19 protein-coding genes and 1 pseudogene are annotated in these 16,258 nt (G+C 42.2%); 11 read left to right on the top strand and 9 right to left on the bottom strand.

Translation table 11 applies throughout. From position 1 onward, the window contains the following. Nucleotides 1-6 precede the first annotated feature (6 nt). Nucleotides 7-1,560, top strand: a complete 1,554-nt coding sequence (locus BLQ81_RS19575) for a hypothetical protein (protein WP_092734017.1) — start codon at nt 7-9, stop codon at nt 1,558-1,560. A gap of 9 nt (nt 1,561-1,569) precedes the next feature. On the opposite strand, the gene BLQ81_RS19580 is transcribed toward BLQ81_RS19575, so the two are convergent. Then, nucleotides 1,570-2,064 carry a DUF6265 family protein gene (locus BLQ81_RS19580; protein ID WP_092734020.1) on the bottom strand — a complete coding sequence of 165 codons (495 nt, stop codon included), beginning with the start codon at nt 2,062-2,064 and terminating at the stop codon, nt 1,570-1,572. 34 nt (nt 2,065-2,098) lie between these two features. Further along, nucleotides 2,099-2,413 carry a HesB/IscA family protein gene (locus tag BLQ81_RS19585; RefSeq protein WP_092734023.1) on the bottom strand — a complete coding sequence of 105 codons (315 nt, stop codon included), beginning with the start codon at nt 2,411-2,413 and terminating at the stop codon, nt 2,099-2,101. Between the two features lie 113 nt (nt 2,414-2,526). On the opposite strand from BLQ81_RS19585, the gene BLQ81_RS19590 reads away from it, so the two are divergent. From BLQ81_RS19590 to dtd, 5 genes are read left to right on the top strand one after another with little or no spacing between them, the layout of a single operon-like run. Further along, on the top strand, nt 2,527-3,048 hold the full coding sequence (locus tag BLQ81_RS19590) for a DUF7935 family protein (RefSeq protein ID WP_092734072.1): 522 nt from the start codon (nt 2,527-2,529) through the stop codon (nt 3,046-3,048). A 4-nt stretch (nt 3,049-3,052) separates the two neighbouring features. Then, the gene (locus tag BLQ81_RS19595) at nt 3,053-3,463 is read left to right on the top strand and encodes a YkvA family protein (protein ID WP_092734026.1); all 411 of its coding nucleotides are present in this window, start codon (nt 3,053-3,055) and stop codon (nt 3,461-3,463) included. Between the two features lie 34 nt (nt 3,464-3,497). Continuing rightward, a complete protein-coding gene (locus BLQ81_RS19600; RefSeq protein ID WP_092734029.1) occupies nt 3,498-4,118 on the top strand; it encodes a thioredoxin family protein in 621 nt (206 codons plus the stop codon). A 4-nt stretch (nt 4,119-4,122) separates the two neighbouring features. Further along, nucleotides 4,123-4,842, top strand: a complete 720-nt coding sequence (locus tag BLQ81_RS19605) for a Rossmann-fold NAD(P)-binding domain-containing protein (RefSeq protein ID WP_092734032.1) — start codon at nt 4,123-4,125, stop codon at nt 4,840-4,842. Continuing rightward, nucleotides 4,839-5,291, top strand: a complete 453-nt coding sequence (gene dtd / locus BLQ81_RS19610) for a D-aminoacyl-tRNA deacylase (protein WP_092734035.1) — start codon at nt 4,839-4,841, stop codon at nt 5,289-5,291. The genes BLQ81_RS19605 and dtd overlap by 4 nt, the downstream gene beginning before the upstream one ends. Nucleotides 5,292-5,323: 32 nt before the next feature. On the opposite strand, the pseudogene BLQ81_RS23205 reads toward dtd, so the two are convergent. The 4 genes and pseudogenes from BLQ81_RS23205 to mce all read right to left on the bottom strand — a co-directional run. Then, nucleotides 5,324-5,455, bottom strand: a pseudogene (locus BLQ81_RS23205) (toxin-antitoxin system HicB family antitoxin); the annotation flags it as partial. Between the two features lie 12 nt (nt 5,456-5,467). Then, a complete protein-coding gene (locus BLQ81_RS22535; RefSeq protein ID WP_217636690.1) occupies nt 5,468-5,668 on the bottom strand; it encodes a type II toxin-antitoxin system HicB family antitoxin in 201 nt (66 codons plus the stop codon). 394 nt (nt 5,669-6,062) lie between these two features. Continuing rightward, nucleotides 6,063-7,091: a thiamine-phosphate kinase gene (gene thiL, locus BLQ81_RS19620; protein ID WP_092734038.1), complete on the bottom strand. Its 1,029-nt coding sequence runs from the start codon at nt 7,089-7,091 to the stop codon at nt 6,063-6,065. 325 nt (nt 7,092-7,416) lie between these two features. Beyond that, entirely contained in the window at nt 7,417-7,815 is a 399-nt protein-coding gene (mce, locus tag BLQ81_RS19625) for a methylmalonyl-CoA epimerase (protein WP_092734075.1), read from the bottom strand. A 93-nt stretch (nt 7,816-7,908) separates the two neighbouring features. Between mce and BLQ81_RS19630 the strand changes: the two genes are divergently transcribed. From BLQ81_RS19630 to BLQ81_RS19640, 3 genes are all read left to right on the top strand, one after another. Then, nucleotides 7,909-8,235: a HesB/IscA family protein gene (locus tag BLQ81_RS19630; RefSeq protein WP_092734041.1), complete on the top strand. Its 327-nt coding sequence runs from the start codon at nt 7,909-7,911 to the stop codon at nt 8,233-8,235. Between the two features lie 214 nt (nt 8,236-8,449). Beyond that, nucleotides 8,450-9,544: a glycine cleavage system aminomethyltransferase GcvT gene (gene gcvT, locus BLQ81_RS19635; protein WP_092734044.1), complete on the top strand. Its 1,095-nt coding sequence runs from the start codon at nt 8,450-8,452 to the stop codon at nt 9,542-9,544. Between the two features lie 2 nt (nt 9,545-9,546). Next, on the top strand, nt 9,547-10,254 hold the full coding sequence (locus tag BLQ81_RS19640) for a 2-phosphosulfolactate phosphatase (protein ID WP_092734047.1): 708 nt from the start codon (nt 9,547-9,549) through the stop codon (nt 10,252-10,254). A gap of 1,068 nt (nt 10,255-11,322) precedes the next feature. Here BLQ81_RS19640 and BLQ81_RS19650 read toward each other — a convergent pair. After that, nucleotides 11,323-12,081, bottom strand: coding sequence for an SDR family NAD(P)-dependent oxidoreductase (locus BLQ81_RS19650; RefSeq protein ID WP_092734054.1), 759 nt, complete (start codon nt 12,079-12,081; stop codon nt 11,323-11,325). A gap of 9 nt (nt 12,082-12,090) precedes the next feature. Then, nucleotides 12,091-12,435: a nucleotide pyrophosphohydrolase gene (locus tag BLQ81_RS19655; RefSeq protein WP_175454289.1), complete on the bottom strand. Its 345-nt coding sequence runs from the start codon at nt 12,433-12,435 to the stop codon at nt 12,091-12,093. 161 nt (nt 12,436-12,596) lie between these two features. Here BLQ81_RS19655 and BLQ81_RS19660 point away from each other — a divergent pair, with 161 nt between their 5' ends. Next, on the top strand, nt 12,597-14,156 hold the full coding sequence (locus BLQ81_RS19660; protein WP_092734057.1) for a M81 family metallopeptidase: 1,560 nt from the start codon (nt 12,597-12,599) through the stop codon (nt 14,154-14,156). 28 nt (nt 14,157-14,184) lie between these two features. Next, the gene (locus tag BLQ81_RS19665; RefSeq protein WP_092734060.1) at nt 14,185-14,553 is read left to right on the top strand and encodes an iron chaperone; all 369 of its coding nucleotides are present in this window, start codon (nt 14,185-14,187) and stop codon (nt 14,551-14,553) included. A 2-nt stretch (nt 14,554-14,555) separates the two neighbouring features. On the opposite strand, the gene BLQ81_RS19670 is transcribed toward BLQ81_RS19665, so the two are convergent. Continuing rightward, nucleotides 14,556-15,824: an aminotransferase class V-fold PLP-dependent enzyme gene (locus tag BLQ81_RS19670; protein WP_092734063.1), complete on the bottom strand. Its 1,269-nt coding sequence runs from the start codon at nt 15,822-15,824 to the stop codon at nt 14,556-14,558. Nucleotides 15,825-16,258 lie beyond the last annotated feature (434 nt).

Raw genomic sequence — 16,258 nt, forward strand, 5'->3', positions numbered from 1 at the left:
GCTTAGATGATTAAGGACTCAATACGTACCCACATTCCGCTTGTAATTGGCCTACTTGCCATTGCCTCGGTGTGGCTTTTGCCTTGGAGGTTTCAAGTCAATGATGATGTGGTGATGATGTGGTTGGTGTCCGGAGCTTATACCGGAATTCCCGAATCTTATGCTGTTTTCATTCATCCTTTGCTGAGTTGGTTTTTTTCCCTGTTGTATTGGTCTTTTCCACTGGCCAATTGGTACGCGGGAACTTGGTTTTGGACGATAGGGATTTCTTTCTTTTTGATTTTTAAAAAACTGGAATTCAGCAGTAATCCTGTTGTCTTTAAGAGATTTCTCCTGGTGGTGATCCTTGCACTGTGCCTTCATTTTTGCTATTTCCTACAGTTTACACAAGTAGCAGGATTGGCATGCTTGGCTTCATTGGTTCATCTTTTCGGGATAGGAGGTAATAAAAACCGGATCTTGTCAGGGATAGCCTTGGGTCTTTTTGTTCTCGCTTTATTGATTCGCTGGGAAGCAGTTGTATTGGTAGGTATTGGGTTTTTAGCATGGAAAGTGAGCCGTTTTGGGTCTCAATTTTTTCAGAATAATTTAAAAAATCTTGTATTTATAGTGGTTTCATTTGGTGTGGTGTTGGTTGGAAAGCTGTTCTGGGAAAGCCAATCAGAATTTGTGGATTTTCTGGAATTCAATAAGGCGAGAGCTTCGGTGATTGACCATCCTGTTTTCAGACAGGATGTGGTTAAAGATGAAATTGACCGAAATTCTGATTGGTATTTTTTTGCAAACTGGTATTTTGAAGAAGGGTTTCCGACTATAGATCAGCTCCATGCAAAAAAAACAGAACTAGACGCGCGTTTGCTTAGTGTAGCGGAGGTCTCCAATTCCCTGAAAAGACTCTTTCAAATTCAAAAAACTGAGGCTTTTAAGTCTTTGTTGATCCTGGTTTTTGTGGGTTCATTTTGGCTGATCTATTTTGATACTAGGCGTGCAATCATTTTTGCCTTGGCGTGGTTGGTGTTTTTCTTTTTGTTTAATCACTTTTTCCTCATTCAAGGAAGAGTCATTGTCGTGTTTTTTCTCCCCTTTTTGATTCCAATTCTGGAATTTCAAGGGGATTTGAAAGGGAATATGAAATGGAAAATTGGATCGCTAATCCTTTTTACAGCTTTGATAGTGCACACAATTAATTTTCTAAAGGAGGCAGAAGGCAGGAAACAGATGGATAAAGAATTCATTCAGCTGAGTGAGGGGATAAGAGCAGGTGATCCGATTTTTGTAGAAGGATACCACTCTCATAACTCCACATTGATGTATTCTTTGGCTCATCCTGCTCCAATGATTGTTACAGGATGGATTGCCAGGAGCCCTTTTCAGCAAAGAGCTCTCAGAAGGTTTGGGCTCAATCGGTTTGGAGAGATGGAGCACTACGCTCTATTTTCGGTCGTCGGTCAAACTGAGATAGTTTTCCCCAGATATGCTAACCACGCTTTTGGTACATTCGAACTGGAAAAGGTCAGCTCAAGTAAAAACTTCGTGCTTCAGGAGTTTATTAAAAAATGAATTTTTGGTTCAAAGCCCCTTTCGTACAAATTTGAACTCCTCGATTTTTCTTTCTCCGTTTTGAGTTAAAGCCAATTGGTAGATCATTTCGTTGCCAATCCGCTCGATGGTCAATCCATGAAACCATACTTTGTTTTCACCTAATTCAATCAGCCGAAATGTTGTCCATTCTTCTCGATCTTCCCATCCCGATAGATCAGGGCCGAAATGCTTGAGTTTCATAGATACGCTTTCACCTTCCTGTACCAAATTCATAAATTCGGAAAAAACCAATTTTCCACCTTCCCAAAATCGAAACGTGCCGATCATGTGTCCGTCCACGGCAGGCATCCAGACTTCTTCACAATCCCCACCCAATCCCGGGCCGGTCCAATAGCCCACCATCCAATTGAGGCCTTCGACATTTCCTTTGCCGGGAGCTTGATCAGCCTCAAGTTGTCTGACTTGAGCAACTAAGAAATGACTAAATGTCAGAAAAAGGGTGAGCGTGAAAAGTGCCTTCATCGTCTGGTTTTTGGTTGGCTGAAGTTACAAAAAATCAGCTATCGTGCCGTTTGGGGATATCGGGATTGACGAAAGTAAAGCCACGGGCTTCATCTCCTTCAAAAAAGTCAATCTGCATTCCCATCAGAAACATGTAATGCTTTTTCTCGATCAAAACAGGAATTCCGTCAATCTCAAACTGCTGATCCTCAGCTTTTGGCTTATCAAATCCCAATGCATAAGCCATACCGCCACAGCCTCCGCCTTTGACACCCACTCGCAAATAATAGTCTGTGGGGATATTCTTGGTAGCCATGATGTGTTTGATTTCAGCCTCGGCTTTTTCAGTGATAGAAATGGGAATCAGCATGCCGTCAAAATCAAAGTTTTAGGAATTTGGTTCGTGTTTAGGCTCAAATTTACAGATTCGGCCGATTTTTTGACTGATTAGAAATGCTGATATTCGAATACAAAAAAATCACAATGGATTATTTACTGGATTTATTAAAAATCATTTTGCCGGCAGGTATTGTCTTGTATGGCATGTACCTCGTGGTCGTTTCTTTTCTTTCCAAAGAGCGGGAGAAATTGTTGATTGACCTCAAAACTCAAAACACTCAAGTCGTACTTCCGATCCGACTCCAGGCGGCCGAGCGGCTTTGCCTGCTATTGGAGCGAATCACGCCCAATAATTTGGTGAGAAGGTCTAATCCCAGTCAATTTTCTGCGGCAGAGCTTCATCCTCAGCTTTTGGCCGAGGTTCGAGAGGAATTCAATCATAACCTCAGTCAGCAGGTTTATTTTTCAGAAGAAACTTGGGAAGCTGTAAGACGCGCTGTGGAGGATGTAACCACCTTATTGAATTTAAGCCGTCAATCGCTACATGCCGAAGCAAGTGGAATGGATCTGGCAAAAGCTATTTTCGCACAATCACTTGAGCAAAAAAACGATGCTATATCCTATGCGCTTCGACAAGTGAAATCTGAAATCCAACTTCATTTCTAAGCCAATGACAACCTTCACTTCTAAGACCTCCGAAATTGTTGAAAAAGCGAAAATGCTTTTTGGAAAACAGGTAGACGTAATTATCCGACAGGAGCAGAAAGTGGTAGAACTTGTCCAAAATGTGGGAAAAAGGTTGTTAAAATTGGCTCATAACCCGAAAGTTCAAAAGCTGACAGCACCTATTCAGGTTTTTATTCGAATGATCAAAGCACATTTTGGAGGACAACATAAAATGGCATTGAGTTCACTTGGAATGATTGTATTGGCCATGGTTTATTTCGTTTCGCCCATTGATTTGATTCCCGATTTTCTTGGGATTTTCGGATTTGCGGACGATCTATCGGTGATTTTGGCTGTCTATGCCAAATTGAAGGATGAAGTTGATCAATTTTTAGAGTGGGAGCGAACTCAGTAACAAACTCTTCTGTTCTCCCACAAATCTTTAATAAATGGAATTTTTAAGTCACCCGGTTACTCAAAAGGTAATCGATCAAGGTTTTTCCTACTCTAAATTTGTTGAGTTTACAGAGCAATTGGTTAGGGAAAATCGAACTACCGGATCAAATCAAAGCGAAGCGTACCTTGAGTATACCAAGATGTGTCTTCAGCGGATGAGACGTTGGGACAAAACAGCCAAAGTATCCCCTAAAATTAAAAAACTCGTGCAATCCATTCAGGAAGCTCAAGTTTGGTTGCTGATTACGGAAGCTTGGTGCGGAGACGGTTCCCAATCTATTCCTTATCTGGCTAAATTGGCAGAGCTCAACCCGAAAATCGAGCTTAGGATTATTATGCGGGATGAATTCCCCGAAATCATGGACGCCTATCTTACCCATGGTGCTAGATCAATTCCTAAGTTAGTGGCTTTTACCCGGGACTTGAAGGTTGAGCTTTTCACTTGGGGACCAAAGCCAAATTACCTTTTAACTAGACACAAGGAATACAAACACGATTCTAAGGGAAAGTCCTACAAAGAATTTTTGGAAGAAATTCACCTTTGGTACGCAAGAAATAAAAATCAGGACTTAGAGTCAGAGCTTTTACCTTTGATCCAATCTACGCTACTTTGATCCCATGAAAATCGCATTAATATCCGGTACTTCCGGTCTTGTTGGTATGCAGTTGCTTCATCAGCTATTACAGGGAAAAGAATATGATTATGTCCTGAGCGTCGGCAGAAGGAAGCTGGCGCTAAAACACGAAAAACTGGTTCAAATCGACGGAGATCTCTCCAAAATCAACAGTTGGGACTGGCAGGAAAAAGTGAATGCTCAATCACTAGGTGGTGCATACCATGGATTAATAGAAACCATTTCCACTAAAACAGCTGAAATCCACGCCTTTTCAAGTCTTGGAACGACGATCAAAGTAGCCGGTTCGAAGGAACAGTTCTATGCCATTGACCATGATTTGGTGATTGAATTTGCCCGATGGGCAAAAAAGATAGGAGCATCAAAATTCCTGTATGTTTCCGCTTTAGGTGCAGATTCCAAGTCTTCAGTTTTTTATAATAAGGTAAAAGGTGAAACGGAAAATGATCTCAAATCCATTCAATTTGGATATTTAGGTTTGTTCCGACCTTCACTTTTGCTTGGAAATAGAAGTGAATTCCGCTTTGGAGAGCTGGTCGCGACGATTTTCATGAAACCTTTGGTTTGGCTCAAACTGGCAAAAAATATCCGGCCGATCTATGATTATCAGGTGGCCAAAGCATTGGTAAAAAAAGCCCTTGCCACTAATTCAAGTGCAGTGGAAGTGGTGCTCTCCGGACAAATGCAAGATTTAAGCAAATGATCGCAGTCATTCAGCGTGTTACCGAATCTGCCGTTAAAATTGACGGAAAAATAAAGTCCGAGATCGGCCTAGGTTTAATGATTCTATTGGGAATAGAGGATGCCGACAATCAGGAAGACATCGAGTGGCTTTCCAAAAAGATCGTAAATCTCAGGATTTTTCCAGACGAAAACGGGGTGATGAACCGAAGTGTCATGGAAGTTGGAGGAGAGATTTTATTGATCTCTCAGTTTACACTTCATGCAAGTACAAAAAAGGGAAATCGTCCGTCCTACATCAAGGCGGCCAAACCAGACATCGCTGTCCCGATGTATGAAAAGATGATTGCAACGCTTGAAACTGAACTGGGAAAATCAATCGGAACCGGCGAGTTTGGGGCCGATATGAAAGTCAGTCTGATCAATGATGGTCCGGTGACTATTGTGATGGATTCGAAAAACCGGGTGTAGGAAAAGAAACTAACCTGAATTTTTCAATAATTTTAATCCGGTTCATTGACCATGAAGTCTTCCAAAGCTTTTTCAACAAATTGATTCAGAGAGTAGCCTTTGATCATTGCTTTTCGGGCAGCTTTTTGATGAAGTTCAGGTTTGATTCTGACATTGAACGTACCCTTGTAGGACTTTTAAGGTTTTTTCCCAATCTCAGTGCAGGTTTCGATATAATCTTCAACAGCCTCAGCGAAAGCTGTTTTCAAATCGGCTACAGTGGCTCCTTCAAAGGTTACCAAATCATCAATTCCTTCTATTTTTCCATGAAAAACTTTGTCCTCTGCCGAATAGGACACCGATCCGATGAAGTTTTTGTATTCAAGCGTATTTTTCATAGAAGTTCCTCTTTTTTAAATATGATTATCCGCAATTCTACCAGTTTGCTAAAATTGAAATTGCAAAAAGCGGATAATCGTCGACAGACGACCGTCCACAGTCCACAGCTCGTCTCATCGGACTTCTATCCTTATTTCCTATGGCTACTGGTAAGAAAGCGGATATACAGATTTTTAAAATATTGATCAATTCCAAAATCACGTAAGTTTTCAAAATCGATGAAGGATGAGGTTTATGAAGCCGAATAAAAATTTGTCTTAACTATAGTAAATACCTTTCTGAATATTATGCGTGTAATTTTCCCCACAGATTTTCGCAGAAAAATACACAGATTGACACAGATTTTTTTGCTGCAAATCTTGATACTTAAGTCTTGATACTAACGTCTTTTTTCTAGAAATGCTTCCAGCCCTGTGCCTTCAATTGTACAGCAGTTCCGCTTTTGGTCACCAAGAATTTTCCCTCTTCTGGTTTTGTGATATGACCGATAAAGTGGATGTCTGAGTGTTTTTCCAACTTGGCGAAATCTTTCTGATCGATCGTGAAAAGCAACTCATAATCTTCACCACCATTCAAGACACAGGTGATTGGGTCTAAATTTAGCTCTACTGCAGTGTCAAAGGTCTGCTTATCTATCGGGAGTTTGTCTTCATAGATTGTAGCCCCAACGCCTGATGCCTTGCAGATATGGAAAATCTCCGAAGCTAATCCGTCTGAAATATCCATCATGCTGGTAGGGACAATACCTAATTCCCGCATTTCATGGATGATATCCATTCTTGCATCCGGTCGGAGTTGACGTCCGGTCACTACGGTGTATTTTTCCAGGTCAGGACGCATGTCAGGATTAGCGAGGAAGACTTGCTTTTCCCGCTCCAGAATTTGCAATCCAACCAAAGCCGATCCCAAATCCCCGGTTACACAAAGAATATCATTGACTTTGGCGCCGGATCTGTAAGTGATTTGCTCTTTTTGTGCTTCACCGATAGCAGTAACTGAGATCACTAATCCACCTCTGGAGGCTGTTGTGTCTCCACCGACCAAATCCACTCCATAATGCTCACAAGCGGCGTTGATGCCTTCATAGAGTGCATCTACTGCTTCCACGGAAAAGCGATTGGAGAGCGCAATGCTTACGGTGATTTGCTTTGGAATTGCATTCATCGCTGCCACATCGGAGATATTCACTGCCACAGCTTTGAAACCCACATGAGTCAGAGGAGCGTAAGAAAGATCGAAGTGAACTCTTTCTAGCAAAAGATCAGTAGTCACTACTTTGACATGATCTCCCGCCTCGATTACCGCCGCATCATCTCCGATGCCTTTGACAGTTCCTGGGTTTTTGATTACTACTGTTGAATTCAGGTGATCAATCAGGCCAAACTCACCCAATTCACTGATTTCTGTTCTCTTTTCAGACATTTTGATTTACGATTTATTATTTAATCGGTATTTATTTCCCGCAGATTAACACAGAAAAAGACACAGATTTTCGCAGATTTAATTTTCTCCCTTATTTAGGCTATCTGCCCAAATCTGTGACTGAAAACTTTTAACTGATCACTACCGATTTTTAAGACTTCTGTCATCTGACTTTCTCTCCTGCCAACTGAATCCTGCGACTGCCTACTGTTTTCAGCCTACCTCCGGAAGGTAAACTTTCTGACTTCAGCTTTCTGAATTTTGCACTTGCCTACTGCGACTGACGACTGCAAACTGGCATTGCCTACTGATCACTGAAAACTGCCTACTGATTCTGACATAGCTCCACCAACACACCATTTGTGCTGCGAGGATGCAAAAATACCACAATTTTATTGTCAGCTCCTTGTTTTGGGGTTTCATTCAGGATTTCAAAACCTGCTTCTTTCAACCGCTTGATTTCTGCGTGAATATCTTCCACATCAAATGAGATATGATGGACGCCCTCTGATTTTTTCTCCAAATATTTCGCAATAGGACTATCAGGTCGGCTCGCTTGAAGCAACTCAACCTTGGTGTCGCCCACTTGGAAAAAACTGGTTTCCACCCCTTCACCTTCCACGGACTCCGTCTTGTAATTCTCTTTTCCCAAAAGTCGAGTGAAGAGCTCATTGGATTTATCCAAATCTGCGACAGCTATTCCTATATGTTCGATTTTCCTCATCATCTATTTTGTATCTTTGTTGCGAATCTTTTTTTTAATGGATGTGTTAACGATACATTCTGAAAGTAGTATCAAAAGTAAAAGTATAAAAATATGATCATCGTTTCTGACAAAGCCAAAGAGCGGATTCTCGAACTCCGAAAAGAGGAAGGCCGAACTGAGAATGAAAATATACGCGTTTCTGTCAAAGGAGGAGGTTGTTCCGGTTTGATGTATGACTTGGGTTTTGATGCCACTGTGGTGGATTCAGACCATGTTTTTGAGGACAAAGGAGTTAAAATTCTGGTCGACAGAAAAAGTCTGCTTTACCTCGCAGGAACAGTTCTTGAATTCTCAGACGGATTAAACGGCAAGGGATTTCAGTTTGTCAATCCAAACGCCAGTCGAACCTGCGGATGTGGAGAGAGTTTCTCTGTTTAAATTAGCGATTAAATTCAATGACAATGAAAGCAGCCAGAATGGTTGCTTTTTTTTAAAGTTCCCACAGATTAACACAGATAAAACCCACAGATTTTCGCGGATTTTTTTCCAATAACCCTATGATAGGTTTGTTAGTTGACTAAATAACCACTTTTCTCCTTACCTAAATTGCATCCAATCCTTACCTTTGCCCACGATAAAAAACACCCAAATAATGGAAGAGCAAATCAAATATGTCCCTCTCAATGACCTGCACATTGCCCTTGGTGGCAAAATGGTGCCTTTTGCCGGTTTCAATATGCCTGTGCGATACAGTACCGATACCGAAGAGCACCTTTGCGTACGAAATGGAGTAGGGGTTTTTGATGTATCCCACATGGGTGAATTCATGGTGGAAGGACCTGAAGCACTCAATTTGATCCAAAAAGTCACTTCAAACGACGCTTCCAAACTGGTGATCGGACAGGCACAATATTCCTGCTTTCCCAATGAAACAGGAGGAATCGTGGATGATTTGATCGTTTACAAGTTTGCTGAGGAAAAATACATGTTGGTAGTCAATGCCTCCAATATTGAAAAGGATTGGGCTTGGATCAACAAGTTCAATACGATGGGAGCGAAGCTGAGTAACGTTTCAGATGCTTATTCACTTTTTGCAGTACAAGGTCCCAAAGCAATCGAAGCGGTACAGTCCCTGACTCCAGTCAATCTTTCTGAGGTGAAATTTTACCATTTCACAGTAGGTGAATTTGCAGGAGTACAGGATGTGATCATTTCCGGCACAGGCTACACTGGCGCCGGTGGATTTGAGATTTATGTGAAAAATGCAGATGCCGAGCATGTTTGGAAGGCTATTTTTGAAGCAGGAAAAGATTTCGACATTAAGCCGATTGGTTTGGGAGCAAGAGATACATTAAGACTGGAAATGGGTTATTGCCTGTATGGAAATGACATTACAGACACCACTTCACCTATCGAAGCCGGGCTGAGTTGGATCACCAAATTCACCAAAGAATTCACCAATTCCGAGGCGCTGAAAAAGCAGAAAGAGGCAGGAGTTACCCGCAAACTGATTGGTTTCATTATGCAGGAAAGAGGAATTCCAAGAGGGCATTATCCAATCGTGGATGCTGCGGGCGAGGTAATCGGCGAAGTGACATCCGGTACGCATTCCCCAAGCATGGGTGTCGGGATCGGAATGGGCTATGTGAAAACCGAATTCAGCCAGCCCGAAACCGAGATTTATATCCAAATCCGAAATAAAAACCTGAAAGCAAAAGTTGAGAAACTTCCCCTGCTGAAAGCTTAAGCATGAGAAAAGTTGAAGTTTGCTTTAGTCCTGAGTTAATTCATTTATTCGATCTTGAAGACAAAATCGTGGTAGTGGTCGATATTTTTCGCGCCACTTCCACCATGGTGGCTGCTTTGGCCAATGGTATCGAATCAATCCTTTCTTTTGCAGATTTGGAGGCTTGCCGCCTGATGAAGGAAAAGGGATTCCTGATCGGTGGGGAACGGAACGGGCTGACAGCACCTGGCTTTGAGATGGGAAATTCTCCTGTAGCTTACCTTTCTGGCGAGTATTCAGGTCGCAAACTTGCCATGACCACCACCAACGGAACACAGGCGATAGAGAAATCCAAAGGAGCATTTGAAATTCTGATCGGTGCTTTTCCTAATCTCCAAGCCACGGTATCCTATATTCAGGATCAAAATAAGGATGTCCTTATTCACTGTGCTGGTTGGAAGGGGCACTTCAACTTAGAGGATTCGCTTTATGCAGGAGCATTGGTGAAGTCATTGGAATCAACGCATGAATCAAGCGAGGATGGGGCCATGGCAATGAGCCTGCTTTTCGAAAAAGTTGGACATAACCTCAAAGGGTTTTTATCCCAAGCCTCTCATGCTAAGCGACTACAGAATCATGGAATTGAGGAGGATATTGACTTTTGCCTGACGCTGGATCTATATGAGATTGTGGTGAAATTGGATGAGAGAGGGTTTTTGGTGAAAGTTTAGTGGTCTCTTTGTTCTAAACCTTTTCCCTACACCTTTCTGACTTTTATCTATAAGGCTTCGAAGACTGTCACCCTGAGTTGGAAATATTCGGGAAACATACAAAAATGGAATGACAGGGTTTAGCATGCCAAAGGCCGATAAAATGGAAATTTAGGTTTAAATGTTGCCTGCCTAGACAAAACATTGATCGGAAGGGCGCGGTGGGAGGATTTGCCAGCGAGCCAGCGTTCGGCCTAGTGCGGTGGGAGCATTGGCAAATCTTGACCTTTTGGTTCTTTTGGGTCAAGCCAAAAGAACGAAGAAAAAAAATACTTAACCTAAATCCAGAACCATAATTAAATGATCAATGTCTAACGATTTAAAGACTCCAAATCGGAATAAAATTCTATAATATTCTTTTTTACAAAATTAAATACAAGCTGTCATCGGTAGCGGAGTCGAAGTGTCAGCCTAACAAAACTGCCAACTGCGACTGCCTATTTCGCTATTTCAACTTCAATCTTTTGATTTAAGATTTCAAACATCATCCATCTGACTTTCAAAAAGCCTCCCCAAACGTAAAATAAAACTGCATACCTTCATTTGGAGAATGAGCCAAATCCAGTCGTAGATTCAGTTTTTTGGCTTTTGAAAGCCGAAATCTTCCCCCAGCACCATAGGCTATTTTAGTCCCATGAGCTATGGAATTGATGTCTGAGAATACATTTCCAATCCCCGCAAATCCCACATTTCCCCAACGATTGCCCAGACCACACTTTGATAGAATCCTGTTGCGCTATAACAGGATGAATAATTTTCCCAAAAATCAAAAAAAGAAAGAGTGAACACTTAGCAACTTGAAGCATACTCCAATGTATGATTCAGCAACTCTTTTTCTCGATTAAGAACTGGAGCTATTATTTGGTTTTGCGGCAGGCTTTTTAATTTCTTCAATTGTGGGGTAGGAGCTCCGGTTCATCCCGTCTGAAAAAAAATCTCGGCACCAACAATTAGAAAAGTGATAAGGATTTTCCTCATGTAAAAGTATTTAGCAAAGAAGCTGTCCTTTACTAGTATTACTTCCATAATTTATCTGGTTAAAATACCTCCATCTATCGTAAAGGCTGATCCTGTGATCCATGAAGCTTCTTCTGAAACCAGAAATAAAGCCAATGAAGCAATATCCTCAGGTTTTCCAAGTCGTTTCATGAGTGTGTTATTTGCAGTTTGCTGCACGATGGTATTCGGGTCCTGAAAGGCCTTGGCAGAATCCCAAATCATAGGCGTATCGACAGGTCCGGGACAGATGGTGTTGACTCGAATTTCCGGGCCATAGTCCAATGCCATTTCTTTGACCAAAGCAACCAGGGCTGCTTTGCTTGCGCAATAGGCTGCATGATTTGGAAAAGACTTAAAGGCCGCAATGGAACTGTTGACAAGAATCACTCCTTTTCCCGTTTTTTTCATTTCAGGAATCGCAAAGCGACTAAGATAAAATACAGAATTCAAATTTGTCGCCAGTGTATAATCCCATTCTTCCAAGGAAATATCAGTCACCGAACCGATTCCCAAGTTTCCTGAATTGGTGACAATGATATCCAGTTTGCCAAAGTTTCGGATTGCCTCCTTTACCAATTGCTCATTGGCTTGGGGTTTGGAGATGTCACCTGCGACAAAAACAGTTTTTTTTCCAGATAAATTGAGTTCTTTTTCAAGAGCAAGACCTCTTTCTGGATCCCTACCACTTAGAATTACACTCGCTCCTTCACGTACAAAAGCCTCCGCCATGGCCATTCCCATTCCACTTGTCGCTCCGGTGACGATGATGGATTTATCTTCTAACTTCATTTGCTTGATTTATTTTAGTTTTTCATTATCCCGATGACGATTGATATCTCGGATGTTTTTCTTTTCGAAGTTCTTCTTCATAGCTTCAGTCAAATCCACCCCGGTTTGGTTGGCAAGGCAGATTAATACCCAAAGCACATCTGCCATCTCGTCTCCCAAGTCTTTGCCTTTGTCAGATTCTTTGAAGGATTGCTCTCCGTAGGTTCTGGACATGATTCGCGCTAATTCTCCGACTTCTTCCATCAAAATGGTCATGTTGGTGAGTTCGTTGAAGTATCTCACGCCGACAGTTTTGATCCATTGGTCAACTTGGGCTTGAGCTTCGGAGAGGGTGATTTCTGTGGTACTTTCCATCTTTCAGTAATTTGATCTGGAAATTAGAGATTGAGGAAAGGGATTCCAAACAGCCTGATTTTTTATACTGGAATTCACTCCTGTATTTAAGCTTGAAATTCCCCCATTGAATTTGGTTCAAGCTATTTTCTGAGTTAATTCACAATCCAAAACCTTCTTTCATGAAAAAGCTATTACTCCTTGTTTTACTCTCTGCTTTATTTTTTCGCTGTGCGGAAAAAGAATCTGAAAACAAACTTCCCAGAATTGCGATTGCGGGCCTTGCGATCGAGTCCAGTACCTTCTCGCCAGCTTTAACTCATGAAGAAGCATTCAAGGCAAGAGTAGATGAAGACGTGTTTACGTTTTATCCCTTTTTGGCTCAGGATTCTATACATAGAAAGCGTGCAGAGTGGATACCAACCCTGAGAGCGCATGCTTTGCCTGGTGGAATCGTCACTCGCGAAGCTTACGAATCGCTCGTGAATCAGACGTTGGATCGACTCAAAGCCGATCTTCCGTACGACGGACTATTCTTGGACATTCATGGAGCAATGAGTGTGGTGGGATTGGATGATCCGGAGGGCGATTTCATAAGACGCGTTAGGGAAGTGATAGGATATGAAACAGTTATTTCCACGTCAATGGACTTGCATGGAAATGTGTCCAAAGTCTTGGCGGAAAACTCTGATTTGATCACTTGCTACCGAATGGCACCACACGAGGATGCGTTGGAATCCAAAAAACGAGCAGTTGAAAATCTGCTGGATCGCCTGGAAAGCGGAAAAGGAAAACCAGCATTCAAAGCTTGGATTCCTATTCCGATTTTGCTTCCCGGAGAAAAAACGAGCACTCGGATCGAACCCGGAAAGGGTCTTTATGCTAAAGTAGATCCTGAAACCAAAAAAGAAGGAGTGATTGATGCGGCAATTTGGATTGGGTATGCCTGGGCCGACGAACCCCGAAACCATGCCGTAGTGATGGTGACTGGAGACGATGAAAAGCAAGTGAAGGAAAGTGCGGAATATTTGGCGAAAAGTTTTTGGGATGTAAGAGCTGAATTTGAGTTTGTGGCTCAGGTGGCAACATTAGAGGAAAGTTTGAATATGGCTTTGGCAAGTGAGAAACGTCCTTTTATGATCTCGGACATGGGGGACAATCCCACAGCCGGAGGAGCGGGTGACGTCACTTGGACCTTGCATGAGCTATTGAAGCGTCGTGAATTCAAATCTGAAACAGGTCCTGAATTGATCTATGCTTCTATTCCCGGCCCGGAGTTGGTAGAAATGGCATTGGCTGTAGGCATAGGTGGAAAAGTGGAAGCTGAGGTAGGAGCGGCAGTGGATAGTCGTTTTGCTCCTCCTGTGAAGCTTTCCGGCACAGTGGAGGCAATTAAAGAAGGAGACAAAGATGCAGGTGTGGAAGTGGTCGTAAAAGTGGGTGCCATTAAAGTAATTGTTACTAAGAAGCGTAAGCCATATCATCTTGAAAAAGACTTTACGGACCTTGGGTTGAATCCTCGAAAAGCAGCAATTGTGGTAGTGAAAATCGGCTATCTAGTTCCTGAGTTATATGATATGCGGGGAGACTGGATTATGGCTCAGACTCCTGGTGGGGTAGATCAGGATTTGGATCGATTGGGTCATAAGCGGATCATTCGCCCGATGTATCCATTGGATAGGGATATGGCCGATCCTGATTTGAGTGTGAGATTTATACCCACTTCAGGGGGGAGTAAGTAATTGACCTAAGCTTAAAAAAAGAGAAATGATGAATCCCAAACCTGAGTCCGTGGATCAGTACTTGAGTTGGTTTTCCGGAGAAATTCGGGAAAGGCTTGAACTCATGCGGGAGACCTTAAAAAATGCATTACCAGATGCTAAAGAGGTCATCAGCTACCACATGCCGGCATTTCGGACCACCGAGGTATTGGTGTATTATGCAGCTGCAAAAAATCACATCGGCTTTTATCCAACTAATTCAGGGGTCGCCGAATTCAAGAAAGAATTGGAGCCGTACAATACCAGCAAAGGAGCCATCCAATTTCCGTTCAGCCAAGCCTTGCCCTTGGGTTTGATTGCTGACATCGCGACTTTTCGATTTATTGAAGTGCAATCAAAGCCCGTAAAAAAGAAATAAAATTAGAGGAGAATCGAAGGAAGGGCTTTTAACAAAAGATCAATATCTTCCTTTGAATTGTAAATGTGAGTGGAAATACGAATTGCGTTGACACCAGCTTCGGGGACTTGGCGAAGTCTGAATCCTGATTTATTAAGCGCATTTCCGACTTCTTGGTAGCTGTGGTGTTTTGGGCGAAAGGAAACCATTGAAATCCTCGATTGGGATTCTACTGAGGAAAGTAATTCGATTTGATTTCCAAATTGAGCTAACCCATTGAATAAATGTTCATTCAATTCCCGTACTCTGAATTCGATTTTTTTCTTTCCGATTTCCTCGTGAAAAGATAATGCTGCCGAAACCCCCTTCATTAGCGATGTGCTCTGTGTTCCATAATCAAACCGATGTGCAGAATCAACATAACCTGTTAAAGTCGGAGGATCGCCAAACAAATTCCATCCTGTGTCACTTCCACCGCCGATGTGATAGGGCTGAAGCTGATCAAGCTTTTCCTCATTGACATAGAGGAAACCTGTCCCACTTGGTCCCAACAACCACTTGTGACAACATCCGGCATAAAAGTCACAGTTTAGATCTTTCAGATCCAAATCAAAGGACCCAGCTCCATGCGCTCCGTCTATTGCCGTAAAGATCCCGCGACTTCGGGCAAATTCCGAGATTTCTCTGATTGGAAAAACAAGTCCTGTTGTGCATGTAACATGAGGAATTGCAATGACTCGGGTATTGCGGTTAACGAGTTCTTTGATCAGATCGAGGTTTTCTGACTGGGTGTTGGCCGGAGTAAAAATTTTAAGGTTTATCCCATGAAGTTTTGCTCGGTTAAGCCAAGGCAAGGCATTTCCTACGTGATCGTGATTAGTGATGATCACTTCGTCTCCTTTGGCTAAAGGGATTCCCCAAGCCATGATATTGATACCTTCTGTGGTATTGTGGGTCAAGCTCAATTCGGAGGTTTTGACTCCTATGAAAGCCGCCAGTTTTTCTCTTTCGATCTCAGTATTTCCATATTCTCCTGAAGAATTAATATGCGTCAACGATTCTTCCATGGCTTTTTGAACTGGAAATGGAGCAGGTCCAAAAGTGCCATTGTTGAAGTATATTCTGGTTTTGTTCAGTGGAAATTGAGATCTGATCTGATTCCAGAATTGTTCTCCTTCCAAAGACTGATTAATCTTAAACGGCTGAAATGCAAAAGCGGAATTCATTCCAACCACACCGGGAATGGCCAAGCCCGCAAAAATTTCTTGAATAAAAGTGCGCCTGCTTTTCATCTGGTTATAATTTGATTTTATTGGTCAGATAGCCTGTCCCGATCTTTCATCGGGAGAATGCCCTGCCCCGATAGCTTGGGGCATCCCCCTGTGTGATCCCGTACCTACGGGATCATGGGCATTTCATGTGTTTATAATTTGGTTTTTAATTGCCACATGGAATACCCCCAGATAATCATGCTCCTGTGTGTCGCTCTTTCGAAATGGGTATTTCATGTGTTTATAATTTGGTTTTTAATTGCCACATGGAATACCCCCAGATAATCATGCTCCTGTGTGTCGCTCTTTCGACATGGGTATTTCATCTGTTTATATTTTGTTTTTTAATGGTCAGATGGGATGCCCTGGATAATCATTCCCCTGTGTGAGAAGACTTTCTCATGGGCATTTCATGTGTATGTAAATTCTTTTTAAAGGTCAAACCTGACTGTTTG

This window comes from Algoriphagus alkaliphilus, from assembly GCF_900103735.1.
In the GTDB taxonomy this organism is placed as follows: Bacteria; Bacteroidota; Bacteroidia; order Cytophagales; family Cyclobacteriaceae; genus Algoriphagus; species Algoriphagus alkaliphilus.